Consider the following 19,372-nt stretch of genomic DNA (forward strand, 5'->3'; position numbering starts at 1 on the left):
TTATTTAGTTTTGAGAGAATAAATTTCTTTCACACGAGCCGCGTAAGTGGATCGGAGAAGTGTGGTGACGATAGTGAGAAGGATACACCTGTTCCCATGTCGAACACAGAAGTTAAGCTTCTTAACGCCGAGAGTAGTTGGGGGATCGCTCCCTGCGAGGGTAGGACGTTGCCATGCACTTAGTAAGTTCCCTTAGTTGGGAGCTTTTTTTGTGTCTAAATTAAGGTATGGTATACTTATTGAAGCAATTTAATGCCACTGTAGCTCAGCTAGGTAGAGCACTTCCATGGTAAGGAAGGGGTCATCGGTTCAAATCCGATAAGTGGCTTAAAGAGAAAAATTTGGTAAAAGACAAATCATGGAAAAACCCATGATTTGTCTTTTTCAATTTAAAATTAGAACAGTTTTTTAAAACATCTATCGAAAAATAGATAGAAATAACTAAAAATGTGAACTGAAAAAAACACTATTTTTATTAACCGCTATCAAAAGGCCTCGATTTTTTTCCTGAGAAGTGTATAATCAATAAAAATGTGTCAAAATTTTTAAAGGAGGAACTTTTTATGGAAACCAAAGATCGATACGCTGTGGATATTGTACCAGTCGAAGAACGTCATATGTCCTATTGGGATATGTTTGCTACTTGGGTTGGTGCTAATGCGAACAATGGAACATGGTTTGTCGGCGGAATTATTGCTGCCTGTGGGTTTTGGGGTGGCATTCATGCCTTAATTATTGCTTCAAGTATTTCATACATATTTTTATCATTGGTTGGTTATATGGGATATAAAACAGGGGTTTCAACCATGGCTGTTTCCCGTGCTTCTTTTGGAATTCGAGGAAGTATTGTTCCCTCTATAGTTAATGTGACCCAATTTGTTGGTTGGACAGCGGTTAACACTTTTATTGCCGCAACTTCAATGTCATATATTTTACATTCATTATTAGGATGGCCAGTTTATGGTCAACCTGGTGGTGCCAAAGGATTAATTTTTGGAATTTTGGTTATGAGTATTTTACACTTAATAAGTATTTCTGCCGGACAACGGTCGATTCAAATCATAGAACGAATAGGTATAATTCTTGTTATTATCTTCGTTTTATGGGAATCGATCGTTGTTTTTCGTGATGTATCTTTTTCTCAAATTGCTAATTGGAAAGTGCCAAGTCACCAAAAAATGCCATTCGGTAGTGCAATTGATACATTAGCAGCATTCAATCTAGCTTGGGTCACTGCAGGAGCAGATTTTACGCGCTTTACAAATAAAAAGGGTACGGCAATTACCGCACCGTTCCTAGGAGCAGATCTTGGCGTGTTCTGGTTTGCCTTTATCGGCCTGGTTGCGACAATCAGTATTGCGATCACTTCTGATGTTTATGATGCCAATAATTCTGATCCCAGCACGATTGCAAATCGTTTAGGACTCGGATCAATTGCCATGGTTGTGATTGTGTTAACTAGCATGACAGCCAATGCAGTTAATTTACAAGCTGCGGGGTCAGCCGTAAATAATATTTTTCCAAAAATAAGTCTGAAAAAGTCTTTATGGATTGTGACAATTCTAGCTACCTTAGTAACGTTTATTCCAGTATTTGTGGGAAGTTTCCTGGATACTTTTACAGCTTTTCTAGATTATGTTGGTATGGTGCTTGGGCCCATTGTTAGTATCATGTGTGTTGACTTTTACCTGGTACGAAGAAGAAACTATCAACCAACAGAGCTATCTAAAAAGGGCGGTCGGTACTGGTATCGTGGTGGGGTTCACTGGCTGGCGTTTTGCTTGTGGGTTGTTGGTGTTCTGGTCTACTTGCTCCTCCAACGCGTACCCTGGATTCAAAATCATACAGGAGCAACATTTATTACGATGATTCTGGTTGGGATTGCTTACTATTTGGTTATGAAAATTAAATGCAACATATTACTTAGTCATCAAAATTAAACCTACTAAAAATACAAGGAGTGCAAATAATGTTAATCAAAAATGTTTATATTGAAAACAATGAAACTAAACAGGTTGTGCGAATTGAAGATGGCAAATTTACAGAAATCGATACGCAACTTGCAGCTCGTGAAAATGAAAAAGTAATTGAAGCGGATGGTAAATTATTATTACCACCGTTTGTGGATTCCCATGTCCATTTAGATGCCACTTTAACCGCTGGTGATCCTGAATGGAATCAGAGTGGCACTTTATTTGAAGGTATTCAAATTTGGTCGGAAAGAAAGAAAAAGTTAACCCGTGAGGATGTTAAAAAAAGAGCTAAGGCCACGCTTCGTAAACAAATTGAAAATGGCATTCAGGTTGTACGTAGTCATGTGGATACAACGGATCCCACGATGACAGCTTTAGAGGCTTTACTGGAAGTTAAAGCTGAGATGCAAGATGAGGTAGAAATTCAACTGGTTGCCTTTCCACAAGAGGGTGTTTTATCTTATCCCCACGGAAAAGAACTACTGGAAACCGCCGTTAAAGAAGGTGCCGATGTTATTGGCGGGATTCCTCACTATGAATTCACTCGTGATTATGGAGTTCAATCATTACACTACATCGCAGAGTTGGCTGAAAAGTATGACCGATTGATTGATGTGCATTGTGATGAAATTGATGATCCCAATTCACGCAACTTAGAGGTACTTGCAACGCTGGCTTATGAAACAGGGCTATCAGACCGGGTTACTGCCAGTCACACAACGGCAATGGGATCTTATAATAATGCTTACTGCTATAAACTATTTCGTTTATTGAAATTGGCTAATATCAATATGGTGTCTAATCCACTGGTCAATATTCATTTAGGTGGACGGTTTGATACCTATCCTAAACGCCGTGGAATTACACGCATTAAAGAATTAAATGAAGCCGGGATCAACGTCTCATTTGGCGAAGACGATATTAAGGATCCTTGGTATCCAATGGGAAACGGCAACATGATGGATGCCGTCCACATGGGAATTCATGCCGACCAACTGATGGGCTATCAAAGCATTCTGGATTCTTATAATTTTGTGACAAACAATGCTGCCAAAACTTTGCATATCAGTGATCATTACGGAATTGAAGTTGGCAAACCAGCTAACTGCATTATTATGAATAATGATAATTTTTATAATGCCTTGAACGAACATTCGGAAGTGTTGTATTCAATCCGTCACGGAAAAGTGTTAGTTGAAACGAAACCCAAAGAAGTAAAACTTAACTTTTAACGATTCATACAATTAATTTTAGATAAATTTAAAGGCGAAGAGCGGCTACAAAGTCACTGTTCGTCTCTTTATTTACACTGTTTCTTGAGTATATTGTATGGTAATTTAATCGGAATGTGAGAGAATAAAACTATAAACTAATTTTTGGAGCGTTATTATGACGACATTATGGAATACATTTTTAGATCAAAGAACCGAGCTTCTTAAAGCTTTGTGGCAGCATTTACAGATATCATTGACATCTTTACTGATTGCCATTGTAATTGCTGTTCCATTGGCAATTTGGGCAACTCATCACAAAAGCGTGGCCGAAGTACTTTTGCAAATTACGAGTGTCCTCCAAACAATTCCGTCCTTAGCTTTGTTGGGACTTTTAATTCCACTGGTCGGGATTGGGAGTGTGCCAGCAGTTATTGCTCTTGTGATTTATGCATTGCTACCAATTTTTCAGAATACATATGTGGGCATTGACGAAATTGATCCTTCTATAGAAGAAGCGGCAGATGCGTTTGGAATGTCGCGCATGCGCAAACTAATTAAAGTAGAAATTCCGATTGCACTTCCGGTAATTATATCCGGAATTCGAACCGCTTTGGTCCTAATCGTGGGAACCGCAACCCTGGCCGCATTAATTGGAGCTGGCGGGTTAGGTAATTTTATTTTACTTGGAATTGATCAAAATGATACATCATTGATTTTAATCGGAGCAATTACGTCGGCTTTGCTTGCAATTGTTTTGAGCACCTTAATCAAAGTTTTACAAAAGGCGAAACTACGGACTGTCATTGTGACAGTTGCAGTGATTATCATAGGATTCATTGGTGTGAGTGGTTATCAAGCTGCTGCCCAACCTAAAGAGAATATCATCATTGCCGGAAAACTGGGATCTGAACCAGATATTTTGATTCATATGTATAAAGATTTGATTGTGCAAGATGATAAAAACGTAACGGTTACTTTGAAGTCAAATTTTGGAACAACCAGCTTCTTATTTAATGCGCTTAAAAGTAAAAGCATTGATATTTATCCTGAATTTTCTGGAACGGTTCTGGAAAGTTTGGTTAAAAAAACGGGTAACACCACTAATTTGAATGCCCATCAAACTTATGTTAAGGCCAGAGACGACCTTAAATCACAAGACGATATCGCGTACTTAAAACCAATGAAATATCAAAATACCTTTGCAGTGGCTGTAAAAAAATCGTTTGCAGATAAATATAATTTAAAAACAATCGGAGATTTACGCAAAATCGAAGACAAAATTAATGCTGGGATGACGTTAGAGTTTATGAACCGTACGGATGGCCTAAAAGGAATTAAGAAGAAATATGGGTTAGACTTCAAAGTCAATTCCATGCAGGCAAGTCTACGATATGAAGCACTCCAACGAGGGAACATTAACATTGGGGATGCCTATTCAACTGACAGTCAGATTAAACAGCTGAATTTAGTGATGTTAAAAGATACCAAGCATGTTTTTCCTCCTTACCAGGGGGCACCAATCATGACGGAAAAATTTGCGGCTAGTCATCCTGAAGTTGTGAAATCTTTAAACAAATTAGCTGGTAAGATTTCAGATTCTGACATGCAAGAAATGAATTACAAAGTGAATGTGAAAAAGGAGTCCGCTGCAAAAGTTGCCAAGCAGTACTTAATTTCTCATGGATTGTTGAGGGATGACAAATGATAAAACCAAAAGTGCCAGTTATTGAGTTTAAAAATGTTCGTAAGGAATTTGGTGAAAATGTAGCCATCCATGATCTAAATTTAGCAATCCAACCTGGGGAACTATTTGTGCTTGTGGGAACTTCCGGAAGCGGAAAAACAACGACCTTAAAAATGATCAACCAATTAATTACTCAAACAAGCGGGGATATTCTATTTGAGGGCAAAAAGTTAAAAGACATTGACACACAAAGCCTACGACTCGATATTGGGTATGTTTTGCAGCAAATTGCTTTGTTTCCAACCATGACAGTTGCACAAAATGTGAGTGTTATTCCAGATATGAAAAAAATGCCGAAAAAAGAAACGGCAAAAATTGTGGATGATCTGCTGACTCAGGTTGGATTGGATCCTGATGAATATCGGGATCGGATGCCTGATGAACTATCTGGTGGTGAACAACAACGAATTGGAATTATTCGGGCGATTGCTGCTAAACCACCCGTAGTTTTATTTGATGAACCGTTTAGTGCGTTGGACCCCATCGTGCGGACCCAATTACAGGATTTGGTGTTAGATCTCCATCAGAAAATGCATAATACCATTGTTTTTGTCACCCATGATATGGATGAAGCCCTGAAGTTAGGGGATCGAATTGGTGTGATGAGTCATGGCAAATTGCTTCAAACGGATACGCCAGAGAACATTGTGCAACATCCGGCTAATCAGTTTGTCGAGAACTTTTTCGCGAGTTCCGTTGCCAAAAATATGTATGAAACCCCGTTAGCTAAATTGATAAAAACGGGATACGTTTTAAAAACCATTGATAATTCAGAAAAAGCAAAAGAGCTTGAAGATACGGCAACACTGGAGAGTGCTTTTATGACCCTCGCTGAAACTGACGTGATTGCAGTGATGCATGAACATAAAAAAGTTGGTTATCTTAATCGGCAACAAGTTATGAGGTATTTGAGCGAAGTGCAACGGTAAATTAAAAACTAAAGGAGTGGCTCAAAAATGGATAAATTTGATGTTGTAATTATTGGTGCTGGCCCAGGTGGTAGCGCTTTGGCCTATGATTTAAAGGCGCAAAATCTAAACATGGCAATTGTTGAAGAAAATTTATGGGGTGGAACCTGTCCTAATCGGGGCTGTGATCCTAAAAAAGTTTTAATTTCAGCCCTGGATGCAAAACGGCAGGCAGAACACTTAGTTGGCAAAGGGATTCAAAAGGCTCCTAAGATTGAGTGGGCTGATTTAATGAAATTTGAAAAAACGTTTACGGATCCTGTCTCTTCTGGGACGAAAAAGGGACTAGAGGATGCTGATATTTCCGTTATTGACGGTTCAGTGAAATTTAAAGATGCACATACGATTCAAGTTGGTGACAAACAGGTAAAAGCTGATAAGTTTGTGATTGCAACCGGGGCTCGCCCAGGAATTTTAGAAATTGATGGTAAAGAACATTTCAAAACGAGCACGGACTTCTTAAAAATGCCGACGATGCCAAAATCTGTAACCTTTGTGGGTGGTGGCTATATTGCATTTGAATTTGCCGCCATTGCCAGTGCTGCAGGAGCAGAAGTTCATATTGTGCATCACAACGATCGACCTTTAAAAGCATTCCCGGCAGCTGATGTGAAACGTTTAATTTCACAACTTGAAGCCAATGGCGTGCAATTTCATTACGGCGTGGATGTTAGCCGCATTGAAAAAAACGAGCAAGGCTATGAACTTGTGAGTGCCCAAGGATTCAGTTTGCAAACAGATCAAGTATTCTGTACAGCGGGACGGGTACCCAACGATGATACCTTAGCGTTAGATCAAGCCGGTGTGACATTTTCTAAGCGTGGCGTTCAAGTCAATGACCATTTGCAAACAACGACCGAAAATATTTTTGCCCTTGGAGATGTTGTGGACAAAAAGCAACCTAAGTTGACACCTGTATCCGGATTTGAGGCCCAGTATTTGGCTCAAGAATTTGCAGGTGATCAGACAGCAATTGCTTATCCGGCAATCCCAACCGTTGTTTATGGAGAACCCCGTTTGGCCATGGTAGGGTTAAAAGCAGCCGATGTTAAAGAAAAAGCAGATCAATTTGAGATTAAAGATCTCGATTTAACTGGATGGTTTACTTATCGGCGCTTGAACGAACCGCTGGCACATGCTACAGTAATAACATCTAAAAAAACCGGTGCGGTTGTTGGCGCAAGTTTAATGAGTAGCGAAGCGGATGATTTAATTAATTATTTTGCCATGGCGATTAATGGCCAGCTCACACCAGAAAACTTGAAACAAACCATTTTCGCTTATCCAACCGCAGCCAGCGATTTATCTTATCTTATTTAAACTTATGGAGGCTGCAATATGGAATTTATTGGGACACTTTGTTTAATCTTATTTTTAACGTTATTTGTTGGTCATTTTAGCCAACGAATGGGTGTCCCAGGGGTCATTGGGCAGCTTTTAGTCGGGGTCGTTTTGGGCCCGGCTATTTTAAATTGGATTCATTTAAATACGCTGGTGCAAACATTTGCAGATCTTGGCGTAATCATTTTGATGTTTATCGCTGGATTGGAAAGTAATATTGCTTTACTGAAAAAATATCTGCGGCCAGCCTTGGTGGTGGCTGTTATTGGCGTTATCTTCCCTGTGGTGATCATGGGAGGGGCTGGATTGTTGTTTCATTTCAGTCGTCTCGAATGTTTCTTTATTGGGGTTGTGTTCTCAGCAACGTCCGTAAGCATTTCGGTGGAGGTGCTAAAAGAGTTCCGAGTCTTGAACACTAAAGAGGGTGCGACTATTTTAGGAGCAGCCGTTGCCGATGATATTATCGGCGTCATTTTGTTAAGTATTATGGTTAGCATGATGGGTGATTCCGCTGGAAATGAGAATCTCGGCTTAGTTATTTTTAAACAACTTCTGTACTTTGTTGGCGTGTACCTTGTCATTAAATGGATTGCCCCTTATTTAATGCGCACTGCTGATAAACTTTTTATGACCTCTAGTCGGACAATTATGTCGATGATTATCTGCCTTGGGATGGCTTGGTTAGCGGAAATGGTTGGTCTTAGTGGTGCTGTTGGAGCCTTCTTTGCGGGGATTGCTGTTGCGATGACGCCTGCCCACGATGAAATTGATCAAAGTATTGAACCAATTGGGTATGCCGTTTTTATTCCGATGTTCTTTGTCAGTGTCGGCCTAAATATGGATTTTTCCCATTTATTCCAATCATTAGGTTTTGTAGTTTTGATGACAATTCTGGGAATTGCGACAAAACTAGTTGGTTGTGGAATTGGCGGTAAACTATCTGGATTCAATTTAGCAAGTAATTATGTGATTGGTGCCGGAATGATTTCTCGAGGAGAAATGGCGCTAATCACTGCCCAAATTGGCTTTTCTGCTCATTTAATTGATCCAACTCATTACTCAGATGTGATTTTGGTTATCATTCTTGTGACGATGATTGCACCATTCATATTGAAAAATGCAATTAGCCATCAACGGAAAGTACAAGCTGAAGTACAAACTAAATAAGCTAAATTCAAATAAAAAAAGTATGAATTGTAAAAATAATTGCAATTAATCATTTTAGAAGTACCCAATCCTTAAGAAATGTCGTATAATGAACTTAAGAGTTTCTTATACTGTTTAAGGTCTGGAGGTTTATCACATGAAAAATAATGAACAGAATCAAAATGGTAAAGTACATTTTAAGATGTATAAGGTACATAAACAATGGCTATATGCTGGCCTGGTTTTGGTGGGCATTAGTGCTGTAGGGACATTTAATGCACCTCATGTATCGGCGGACACTTCTGCAAATTCAACAGAAGCTAGTTCTAATCAGACAAAATCAAGTAGTTATGCATATTCAAATTCCTATGCAATGAGTTCAGCTACTAGTTCAAAAGCTAACTATAGTAGTGCTGATCAAACAAAGACATCTTCTAGTTATTCAAGTGCCGCTTCTTCAGCTAGCTCAAGCAGTTCTAAAAAATCTGCTTCAAGCGAGGATTCCAAGAAGGCTTCTGATGCAGCATCAAGTGCCGCTTTAAGTTCTGCAATTGCTAGTTCGCAGGCTGCTGCAAATAGTGCAAGTAGTTCAGTTGCTGCCTCATTGGCACCTAGCTTGAGTACTACTACAGCTAGTTCAGCTTCAAGCGTTGTTTATCCTGCATCTTCAAATGCAGCCAGCGTTTCACCAATTAGTAGCGCAGCCAGCAATGTGGTTGCTTCTAATAGTTCAGAGGTTACCAGCGCGGCATCTTCTGCAGCTAGTGAAGCTACCCCAGGATCATCTTCAGATTTGAAGACTGATCAAACAAGTAGTGAAGCTACCTCAGTTTCTGCGGCTAGCTCTGAAGATTCTAGTTCTGCAGTTTCAAGTGCTTCAGTATCTTCGACCGCAAGTTCAGCCGAATCGGCTAGTTCAGATGCTAAGACTAGTTCATCAGCTGCTACCAGTGCAACGACAATGGCTGTTAAAGCAGTAACTACACCGGCTACCACTCAAACGGCGCAAACAGCAGTTTTGAATGCTACAATTTCAAAAGTGATGAGTCAAGCAACTGATGCGGTTCAGATTAGTACAACGCAGCATCAACGAGTAGATCGTACAGCTTATTTAACTGATTTGAGTGCATTTGTAACCACCAAAGCGGCTTCAAAAGTTGAGGTTCCAGATTTAAATGACTCTTATCAACAAGCTGCTATTCCAGTGATTCAATTCCAAGCAACGTCACGAGCCATTAGTAATGCTCAAAGTGAAGCTTCACAAGTAACTGAAAAAGCATCTGCTAACAGTGATAAGGATGATCAGTCATCTTCTGAAATGACTGTTCAGACATCTGATTTTGCAACTGGTGGCAGTTCAGAGTTAGTTGGCGGAACATATGTAATTCAGCACGATAAACGAAAATAAGTTTTAATAAAACCAAGCATAAATAGTCATTCTAATTCACTAACTGTGGGTTGGGAGGCTATTTTTTTATTTGGTTTTACTGGATAATTTTTCACTTATACCGTGCGACCAAAAATATAGGTGTTGATCATTTTTCGGAACAGTTAACTAGTACCAAAGCTTGATGGTTGAAAAAAATAATACCAATTATTCCGCATTGGGTAAATAAGTTGTAATATAAAAGTTAGTGAACTTTTTAAGGGAAGAAGAGAAATCTTTTGTCGAAACGAAATATCTTAATTGTTACTTGTGCGTTATTATTATCGAACGCGATGAGTGGCCTGGATAGTACGATTATTAACACTGCCTTACCAGCCATTATTTCTGATCTCCACGGAATTGAAATGATGGGCTGGATTGTGGCCGTGTTTTTACTTGGAACGGCTGTTAGCACGCCGTTATGGAGCAAATTAGGGGAGCATATTGGAAATAAGCGTAGTTATCAACTAGCAGCGTTAATTTTTGTTGTGGGTTCTTTACTTCAAGGGTTAGCACCCAATATTGTTTTTCTGATTATTGCTAGAACGATTGCAGGAATCGGTAATGGTGGGGTTGTTTCATTACCTTACATTATTTATGCGCGGATGTATGAAAATCCCCGTAAACGTATGCAAGTGCTAGGGCTGGTTTCGGCAAGCTATAGTACCGCAACGATCATCGGTCCTTTAGTGGGTGGTTTCATTGTCGATGCATTCACTTGGCACTGGGTTTTTTATTTGAATATTCCGGTTGGGTTACTTTCCATCTTGTTGGTCCAAATTTATTACAAACTAAAAAAGGAACCGCACAAAACCAAACCGGTCGATTATTCAGGTGCCATTTTTATGAGTGTTGGCTTGATCAGTTTATTGACGGGCATTGAAATGATTGGGAGTGGCAACAATGTTTTAGTGGGTGCTGCCTTTATCGTTGCCATTATTTGTTTAGCAGGGATGGCTCATTTTGAAAAAAGAGCTGCAGATCCAATTATTCCCAGTCGCCTATTTAAAAATCGAGCTTTAGTAGTCGATTTTGCGTTATTTACATTGATTTGGGGTGCTTTTGTTGGATTCCTGATCTATAGTCCAATGTGGGGCTCAAGGCTTGCTGGGAACTAGTGCGCTTGTTGGGGGAGCTACGCAAATTCCAAGTTCATTTACTAATTTTATGGGCTCTGGATCGGTAGCACCATTACGCCGTTATTTTACACCACAAAGAGTTATTGCAATGGGCATTATCATGCTGATTATTTCGTTTGTTTTTCTGGTTATTGGTGGTGTTAAAACGCCATACTGGGTTCTATTGGTGGCCGGAGCATTTGAAGGATTTGGTAATGGAGCGTGTTTCAACGAACTCCAAGTCAAGGTTCAACAGGATGCCGATAAAGAGGATGTTCCCGTTGCGACTTCGTTTAGTTTCTTAATTCGAATGCTTAGTCAAACATTCACCGCATCAATTTTTGGTTTAGTCATGAATGGTGCTCTTCGAAAGGGCGTTAATCGGTCAAATGGCACGATTACGATGAAGATGATGAATAAGCTAAGTGATGCAACTAATATTAGTTCGTTACCAGCCCACCTAATTCCACAAATGCGGGTAATTTTACATAACGGTCTTCATAATATCATGTTGGTTGCTTTGGTATTGATGCTAATTTCTTTGGGAATCAATATCTGGGCTCAGAGAATGGAAAAAAATGCGGGCGTTAAAGTGGAATGATTTATTGATTTTCGGGAAATGTATTGAAACGAATGACTTTCAGTAATTTTGTATAAAGAACCTAAAAAAGAGGGTAGCAATTTTGTCACTATGGCTTACATTTATAATTTTATTGGTTACAGGAATAGCCGCTGGTCTGCTTTCGTCAATTGCCGGATTGGCGTCATTGGTTTCGTATCCGGTATTACTTTTGTTAGGACTACCTCCAGTTAGCGCGAATGTGACGAATACGGCCGCTTTGATTTTTACAGGAGCCGGATCTAGTTTGTCTTCATTAAGAGAATTACACCATAGTCGAAAAACGGCCTGGCAAGTAACCACCTATACCCTAATGGGTGGTGTCGTTGGAAGTGTTTTACTAGTATTTGCGCCAGCGACGACCTTTGAACGGGTGGTTCCATTTTTGGTTTTTGGGGCAGGAGTTTTGATGCTATGGTCACAATTTAGACGGCAACCACCGCAAGCTAAAACTGACCAGAGTAGTTTAAAAACTGTTATTTTAAAAAATATTGCAATCTTTCTAGTTGGTGTTTATATTGGGTATTTTGGAGCGTCAGCGGGGATAATTTTGTTGTCGATTCTCATTGTAACTTTGAACGAATCCTTTGCCGTAACCAATGCAATTAAAAATTTTGCCGCATTTATGACAAATATTTTATCGCTTGTTATCTATGCTTTTACAACCAAAGTTTATTGGTGGATGGTGGTTCCCCTTGGGATTGGGATGTTTATTGGTGGCTACACCGGTCCAGTGGTGGTTCGCCATGTACCGGTTAAACCGTTACGGACGATCATCGCGTTTGCTGCCTTTGGATTAGCGGGTTATCTATTTTATACCGCATACTTTTAAAGATTATTGGAATTCGATTTCTGCTGAGAAATTTCTTAGTGAAAATCGTTTTTTTGTTTACATAAACAATTATGAGTTTCTAAATGGTTCCATCAATGTTAAAATTAAATTAGTAAATATTAAGAAAACATGAGGAAAATGCAAAAATGAAAACAACTTACACGAATGCTAACTTATTTAACGGGATCGATAACAAAATTATACCCAATACATACTTTACAGTTGACAATGAAACTGGAAAATTTACAGAGATGAGGACTGGTACACCTACAAATGATAATCCTCAAGTGGATTTAAACGGCCAGTACGTTATGCCGGGATTGATTAATGCCCATACCCACATCATGTTAAATCCAGTAACAAATAAAATGGATTTCTTAACAGAAACCGAAGTTGCTTTTACGGCGTTGCAGAATTTAAAAGATCTCCTGCATTCTGGCGTGACCTACATTCGTGAATGCGGCTGTGCGTTTAATACAGATATCAAGCTAAATAAAATTGCAAAGCAAACCAAAGTTTTAGGACCTGAAATTGTGCCAAGCGGGCGCCCATTTTCTATATTTGGCGGTCACGGTGACTCACCTGAGAATGAAAATGGCAGTACTAATTTTTCTTATTTAATTAGTTCCCCAGACGAAATGCGCAAAGCAGTACGAATCGCGTTTAAGAATGGAGCAAAAAATATTAAATTAATGGTAACGGGTGGGGTCATGTCAGCAGGTGATCAAGTAGATGATACCGAGTTGAGTATCGGTGAAATGAAAGTGGCAGTTGCGGAAGCTCATTCGAAACATATGATTGTGTCGGCACATGCACAAGGTCATCAAGGGATTCAATTGGCACTGGATGCCGGAGTTGATTCAATTGAACATGGGATTTATATAGATGAAAAACAGGCGACATTTATGAAGGAGCATCATGTTTATTTAGTGCCAACTTTAAATGCGCCAGCATGTATTTCTGAGTACGGCAAAGGTAAAGTCCCAGCATACATGATGGCAAAGAATAAACAAGTCGAAAAAGCCTTTTATGAAAACATCGGAATGGCGCTTAGAAAAGGTGTCAAGCTAGTGACCGGAACGGACGCTGGAACCCCATTTAATAGTTTTAAAACTGGGACCTGGGAAGAATTGGCTTTAATGGTTCATAAAATTGGGGCAACTCCTTATCAAGCACTATTGGGGACGACCAGTTATGCGGCTGATTTATTAAAAATTAGTGATGATTATGGCAGTTTGGAAGCTGGAAAGGTTGCCGACTTCTTAGTGTTGAAGGAAAATCCTTTGGAAAAAATTGAGGCAGTGCAACAAGTGGACAAAGCCATTTATAAAAAAGGCCAACTAGTTGTGTAAAAAGTTTAGGGATGTTTGTAACAGGTTAAAATAACGAGATCAATATTTTGAAAGAATTCAGGAAACTTAAAAACATCCAGAACCTTTTTACAGGTCTGGATGTTTTTAAGTTATTTTACGTTTTTACTGAGGACTTTTTCGATTTCATCTGTCATCTTTAAAGGATTGGTTTTGGGTGCGTAACGTTTTACAACATTGCCTTCAGAATCCACTAAAAACTTAGTGAAGTTCCATTTAATGGCAGAGCCCAAGGCGCCTGGAGCAGATTGGGTTAAATAATTAAATAAAGGTAAGGCGTTTTTGCCGTTGACATCCGCAATGGTGTGCATGGGAAAACTAACTCCATAAGTCGTACGGCAAGCTGCAGCGGCTTCTTCACTGGTAGCAACTTCTTGTTTAAATTGGTTAGATGGGAATCCCAATACGACCAGTCCCTGATCTTTGTATTGCTGATAGAGTTGTTCAAGTTGTTTAAATTGCGGGGCAAAGCCACATTTAGTTGCTGTATTCACGATAATTAAAGGGTGACCACGATATTTTGATAATGAGTAGGTATTGCCGTTTTCTAGCATTACTGTGTAATCATATATTGACATGTCTAGTACCTCCTTGCTTTTATTATAACTATTTACAAGAAAAGCTTGGTGTTTAATGCTCTGGTAAGATTTTAACTTTGTGTGTTTGGAAAATATTTAATGACTTATTAAACTCGTGATAATATTACTAAGTTAAAATATCTGTTCTTGCCGTCATTAAAGCAAATTTGAAGAGTCCAGACCGACAGAAATTTACCAAGTAAGTTGTGAACAATCGAAAAATGGTGTCTGACTTTAATTAAGTCAAACACCATTTTTGAATTAATTAGCCTTATTAAAGGGTAGAACGGTTGTGGCAGTCCGATCATCAGATGTGGGTAAGTAAACAGGATGGCCAAGGGCAAACCCTTGCAGCATGTCAACTTTACAATCACTGAGGAGGAGGAGATCATCCTTTGATTCAATTCCCCCGACTGTAAACAACTTGTGGTTCTTTTGAGCCTGTTCATTCCAGAATATTAGTTGCGGAATCAATTTATCTAGAACTTTATTTGTGCGAAAATTTTGCATGCCAAATTTGTACTCTTGGATAAAAGGGTCTAGAGATTGAATTCTTTTAAGCTGATTGTTCCCAAAACCAACGTCATCGATAATCAGGTCAATGCCGCAAGCAGAGAAGTGTTTGGCAGCTTCGTAGATTTGAGATTCAGTGACTAGCGTGGGGCTGTTATGTTCTGTGAGCTCAACCGTTAAAGTAACTGGCAAAAGCTGCTCTTTAGTGCTTTGCAGTGCATTACAGAAGTCTGAATCGACAAACTGTTCAGGATTTAAGTTAATAGAAATATTTTTAAACTTAGCTGCGAATTGTGATGTTGTTCGAACCAGAAGCTCAGCAATTTGCTGCGCTGGGAAACGTTTAAAATCAGTCGGTAAAACCCAACCATTAGTCACTTTTTCGCGCAAAAAGAGTTCGTAACCAATTGGTTGTAATGGGTATAAAAGGAATTTTGGTTGTCCCCAAAAACGAATCATAATAGTTTCCTCCGACCTAGAGCTCAAAACTTTTTGACACCAAATATTGATTCTTTTTGTAAATTGAATAATACGATAACGACATAATTTTATCACAGATCTTTGAAGGCACAATAGAAAAATACGGGATGGTACGCGTTACTTGGTGTTTAAATATGTTTGCTGGGGCAACAAATTCGATTCTGTAACGGGAACTAATTGTCCATGGTGATAATAACAAACTCAATTTTTTAAAAAATCCTTCATATATAGAAAATATGAAGGGTTTTAATTTAAATTTTATTAGAAAACTTTTCCTGGCCGTAGAGTGACTTGGGATCACTTGTCTCCGGTTTAGATACGGTGACACAATCGCGTCCCTTACCTTTTGAATGGTACAGCATTTGGTCGGTACGTTCGTATAATAGATTTTGTGTAACATCTGATTTTTGAAGTGTCGAAACGCCCATAGAAATGGTTACCTGAATAGCTTTGTTTTCATTGATTTTGAAAGTTGTTTCTCGAATTTCAGACTGGAGCTGATAACTAAATTTTGCAGCCTGTTCTAAAGTAACATCAGGTAAAAGAATATTAAATTCTTCACCACCCACCCGGTAGCACTTTGCTTGAGGAATAGTTTTCGTTTTTTCGGCAACGAGGTGACTAACAGCTTTTAAAACGGCATTACCAGCTAAATGACCATGCTGATCATTTACACGTTTGAAATGATCAATATCAAAGGCAATCATTGTTAATGGCTGATCGACGTTTTTAAAAGCATGGAATTCTTCATTAAAATCTTTTTTGAATACGGAATAATTTTTTAGTTTGGTCAGTGGATCAGTACTTGCTTGATGAGTCAAGCTGGTTAAGTAGTCATTTTCATTGTTTAAGCGCGTCAGTCCGTAGTACAAAGAAAAGTTCATAATGATAAAGGCCATCCAATAATACCAAGATGAAGAGACCGTTACATCATTAAAATAGCGGAAACGAATGAAGTGAAAGACTATCCAAAACACACCGACAACGATATCTAACAGCCCGATCAAGATTAATTGATTTAGATGGAAATATCGAACAATGTATACAATAACACTTACAAACAAATAGATGAGAACCGTGGTAAGAACAAAGTAAAGGGTGCCCATTGTGAGACCCCAGAATGCCGCACGGGCAATGAAGCTTGATAAAATCACAATTAAACTGGTTCGCTGTCCCAAATAAATAATGACATAGAATAATAGCAATAATCGAAAATCTACAAATGCCACATCTTGCTTGGTGTGGGCAGCAGCATATTCAAAGTACACTCCCAATATAGAAAAGTAAACTACACTTAAAATGGATAGCCGACCCACTAAATAATTGATCGGTTTTTCTTCCGTCCTAGAGTGGGTTATCATTGAACGGGTAATTAGCTGGAAAAACAAAATAATTCCAAGGGTGACAAAAATCCCAGTAAATAAGGGTGACAATAGCCATTCGTGTTGTGTCAAAAAATTCATCTCTTAACTAAAATGATATGAAATAAGCCAGATAGTTTTAAATATAAAAAATCCCGTTGTATTTGTTAACGATACAGGGCGCGGATCCTAATTATATCAAAAAAATAGAGGACAAAAAAGTGGATTTAGGCAGAAAAATTAAGCCCATTAATTAACTGCTTTTAAAAATTTGGCTTTAGATGGTTCCTTAAATATTTTGAACGCAGAATACAAAAAAACAACCATCATAGTAGTCGGGATGGTTGCTTGTAAAGCACTATATTAAATAGTGCGGCGTGTTTTAGCACGCATCAGACAATTGTCTGATAAGATTTGGCACCTTATGGGCTAGTTTAACACAAATTAGTTAGGTTTTAAAATGGTTCCAAGCATATGTATGTGTCAAATTTTAGTAGGTAGTACCTCTAATTAGATTTTATTTAAGTTTTTACCTGCTTTTAGTTTCGTTCCGGCGCTGATGTGGGGCCGTGTGGGTCGCTTGCGAGCTAAATTTTTGCCCTTCAGGCCAGAAGCGGACCTCTCCAGTCTCCCTCTCTAAGCGATAAATCGCCAAGTGACATCGACACACTCTTTCATCAACGCCTCCACTGCACCTATTATTCAAGTTTTACGCAATAATCTTCACCAAAATTCCTACTAATTTTGATTGGTGAAAAGATGAGTGATCACGTAATTTCTAATTGAATTGCGTTTTTAATCAGAATATACTGAATCTAAGTTTTAAAAAATGATCGATGGGATGTGACGCACTGATGTGTACGAGTGTAATGTATCAGAATGCAAAAGGGAACTGGTTTTTAGCGCGAACAATGGATTTTTCGTTTGAATTGGGCGGCCGTCCTGTTGTGGTTCCCCGTAATTTTCATTTTAAAAGCGATGCTGATGCAGAAGGTTTTGATACCAAACTAGGTTTTACCGGTGCTGGCCGTGATCTGAATGGCTACATCCTGGTTGATGGCGTTAACGAGGCTGGTGTGGGGGCGGCGACGCTTTACTTTGACGGCTTGGCAAAGTTTGCCGAAGAAACTGAAGCTGATAAAATAAATTTGGCCCCTCACGAGATGATTAATTGGATCCTTGGCAATGTTACTAGTGTAGCTGGTTTAAAAGCTAAAATTAATGACGTCAATATTGTGGCCGTGGCCAATGATCTATTTAAAATGGTTGTGCCACTTCATTGGATTGTGGCTGATAAAACTGGTGCCTGTGTGGTATTAGAGCAAGACGGTGATGGGATGCACGTGATGGATGATCCCGCCAAAGTGATGACCAACAGTCCTGATTTTCAGTGGCATTTGAAGAATCTGAATAATTACGTTCAATTAAAACCAACTTCACATGGTGAAAAAACCTATGGTGAATTTAAATCTGATGCTTATGGTTTAGGCAGTGGTGCGCTGGGACTACCTGGCGATTATACATCGGTGTCCCGATTCGTAAGAGCGGCATTTATCCGTGAGAATACAGAAAAGGCTGACACTACAGCTAGTTCGATTAATGCCCTGTCACACATCTTGAATAGTGTGGAAATTCCTAAGGGTGTTAAAGCTGACGATGAAGGTGGCTGTGATTATTCGCAGTATCGCGGGTATATGAGCTTGGACGAGGGCGCCTATTACATGCAACCTTATGCTGATCAGACAATTACGCGAGTAGCGCTAACACCGGCAGTTTTAAATGCCGACAAACCGACTGAGTATCCATTACAGTCTGAACAACAATTTAATTCGGTAAATTAATTTTGAAAACACCAATATATATGAAGGTTGAGAAATCTGTTTATATAATGGTGTTTTTTAATTTGCTTAGGTTCATTAAAGCCAGATTTTAAATGCTATAATTCAAGTAATAACGAAACAGGATCAGAGAGGACGATTACTAAAATGGCGTTTATTACATTAAAAGACGAAACAAAAAAATATACAATGGAAAATAATACAATCGTTGCGAACGATAAAATTAGTTTTGATATTGATGAAGGTGAGCTGGTCATAATTTTAGGCGAGTCAGGAGCCGGAAAATCAACGGTTTTAAACATGCTGGGCGGTATGGATCATCCAACCGAGGGCAGCATTATCATTGATGGCCAAGATATTGCCACTTATACTGAACGTCAATTAACTGAATATCGCCGAACTATGGTGGGATTTGTTTTCCAGTTTTATAATTTAATTCCTAATTTAACGGCCCACGAAAACGTGGAACTGGCTAGTCAGGTGGCTTCGGACGCTTTAGATGTGGATGAAACGCTTAAGCATGTCGGCCTGGAAAAACGAATGGCAAACTTTCCAGCCCAATTATCAGGTGGCGAGCAGCAGCGAGTCGCTATTGCCCGAGCACTGGCAAAAAATCCCAAGTTGCTCTTATGCGATGAGCCAACCGGGGCTTTAGATTATCACACCGGCAAACAAATTCTGAAATTACTGCAAGACACGGCGCGCAAAACCCACCGAACTGTTTTAATTGTGACGCATAATTCAATGATTGCTCCGATGGCCGACAAGGTAATCCATCTAAAGGATGCCCAGGTTAAAGGAATTGAACGCAACGAGCACCCAACCCCCGTTGAAAACATTGAATGGTAGGT

The 19,372-nt window shown here is 39.1% G+C and carries 14 protein-coding genes, 1 tRNA gene, 1 rRNA gene and 1 pseudogene; 14 read left to right on the forward strand and 3 right to left on the reverse strand.

Annotation, left to right across the window (positions count from 1 at the left end; genetic code table 11):
• Positions 1–60 precede the first annotated feature (60 nt).
• The 12 genes and pseudogenes from rrf (at position 61) to ADU73_RS05325 (ending at position 13,733) form a co-directional block, all read left to right on the forward strand.
• A 5S ribosomal RNA gene (gene rrf, locus ADU73_RS05270) occupies positions 61–177 on the forward strand.
• 77 nt (positions 178–254) lie between these two features.
• Positions 255–328 (forward strand) — tRNA-Thr (locus ADU73_RS05275).
• A gap of 235 nt (positions 329–563) precedes the next feature.
• Positions 564–1,940: a cytosine permease gene (locus ADU73_RS05280; RefSeq protein WP_046872124.1), complete on the forward strand. Its 1,377-nt coding sequence runs from the start codon at positions 564–566 to the stop codon at positions 1,938–1,940.
• 29 nt (positions 1,941–1,969) lie between these two features.
• Positions 1,970–3,205, forward strand: a complete 1,236-nt coding sequence (codA, locus tag ADU73_RS05285) for a cytosine deaminase (RefSeq protein ID WP_046872125.1) — start codon at positions 1,970–1,972, stop codon at positions 3,203–3,205.
• A gap of 157 nt (positions 3,206–3,362) precedes the next feature.
• On the forward strand, positions 3,363–4,892 hold the full coding sequence (locus ADU73_RS05290; RefSeq protein WP_062913247.1) for an ABC transporter permease/substrate-binding protein: 1,530 nt from the start codon (positions 3,363–3,365) through the stop codon (positions 4,890–4,892).
• A complete protein-coding gene (locus ADU73_RS05295) occupies positions 4,889–5,860 on the forward strand; it encodes an ABC transporter ATP-binding protein (protein WP_046872127.1) in 972 nt (323 codons plus the stop codon). The genes ADU73_RS05290 and ADU73_RS05295 overlap by 4 nt, the downstream gene beginning before the upstream one ends.
• Before the next feature lie 27 nt (positions 5,861–5,887).
• Positions 5,888–7,219 (forward strand): dihydrolipoyl dehydrogenase family protein, encoded by a 1,332-nt coding sequence (locus ADU73_RS05300; RefSeq protein ID WP_046872128.1) that lies wholly within the window; start codon positions 5,888–5,890, stop codon positions 7,217–7,219.
• Between the two features lie 18 nt (positions 7,220–7,237).
• The gene (locus tag ADU73_RS05305; RefSeq protein ID WP_046872129.1) at positions 7,238–8,407 is read left to right on the forward strand and encodes a cation:proton antiporter; all 1,170 of its coding nucleotides are present in this window, start codon (positions 7,238–7,240) and stop codon (positions 8,405–8,407) included.
• Between the two features lie 136 nt (positions 8,408–8,543).
• A complete protein-coding gene (locus ADU73_RS05310) occupies positions 8,544–9,794 on the forward strand; it encodes a KxYKxGKxW signal peptide domain-containing protein (RefSeq protein ID WP_062913248.1) in 1,251 nt (416 codons plus the stop codon).
• Positions 9,795–10,105: 311 nt separating this feature from the next.
• Positions 10,106–11,531: pseudogene (locus ADU73_RS05315) on the forward strand (MFS transporter).
• Positions 11,532–11,613: 82 nt separating this feature from the next.
• Entirely contained in the window at positions 11,614–12,381 is a 768-nt protein-coding gene (locus tag ADU73_RS05320) for a sulfite exporter TauE/SafE family protein (protein ID WP_062913249.1), read from the forward strand.
• A gap of 146 nt (positions 12,382–12,527) precedes the next feature.
• Positions 12,528–13,733 (forward strand): metal-dependent hydrolase family protein, encoded by a 1,206-nt coding sequence (locus ADU73_RS05325; RefSeq protein ID WP_046872166.1) that lies wholly within the window; start codon positions 12,528–12,530, stop codon positions 13,731–13,733.
• A gap of 110 nt (positions 13,734–13,843) precedes the next feature.
• Here the strand turns inward: ADU73_RS05325 and ADU73_RS05330 are convergent, their stop codons facing one another.
• From ADU73_RS05330 to ADU73_RS05340, 3 genes are all read right to left on the reverse strand, one after another.
• A complete protein-coding gene (locus ADU73_RS05330) occupies positions 13,844–14,329 on the reverse strand; it encodes a glutathione peroxidase (protein ID WP_046872167.1) in 486 nt (161 codons plus the stop codon).
• 261 nt (positions 14,330–14,590) lie between these two features.
• Positions 14,591–15,301: an EAL domain-containing protein gene (locus tag ADU73_RS05335; protein ID WP_046872168.1), complete on the reverse strand. Its 711-nt coding sequence runs from the start codon at positions 15,299–15,301 to the stop codon at positions 14,591–14,593.
• A gap of 272 nt (positions 15,302–15,573) precedes the next feature.
• The gene (locus ADU73_RS05340) at positions 15,574–16,776 is read right to left on the reverse strand and encodes a GGDEF domain-containing protein (RefSeq protein ID WP_052694549.1); all 1,203 of its coding nucleotides are present in this window, start codon (positions 16,774–16,776) and stop codon (positions 15,574–15,576) included.
• 761 nt (positions 16,777–17,537) lie between these two features.
• On the opposite strand from ADU73_RS05340, the gene ADU73_RS05345 reads away from it, so the two are divergent.
• Both ADU73_RS05345 and ADU73_RS05350 read left to right on the forward strand, forming a co-directional pair.
• A complete protein-coding gene (locus ADU73_RS05345; RefSeq protein ID WP_046872169.1) occupies positions 17,538–18,524 on the forward strand; it encodes a choloylglycine hydrolase family protein in 987 nt (328 codons plus the stop codon).
• Between the two features lie 144 nt (positions 18,525–18,668).
• Positions 18,669–19,370, forward strand: a complete 702-nt coding sequence (locus tag ADU73_RS05350; protein ID WP_046872170.1) for an ABC transporter ATP-binding protein — start codon at positions 18,669–18,671, stop codon at positions 19,368–19,370.
• Positions 19,371–19,372: the final 2 nt, after the last annotated feature.

Source organism: Pediococcus damnosus (assembly GCF_001611155.1).
Classification (GTDB): domain Bacteria; phylum Bacillota; class Bacilli; order Lactobacillales; family Lactobacillaceae; genus Pediococcus; species Pediococcus damnosus.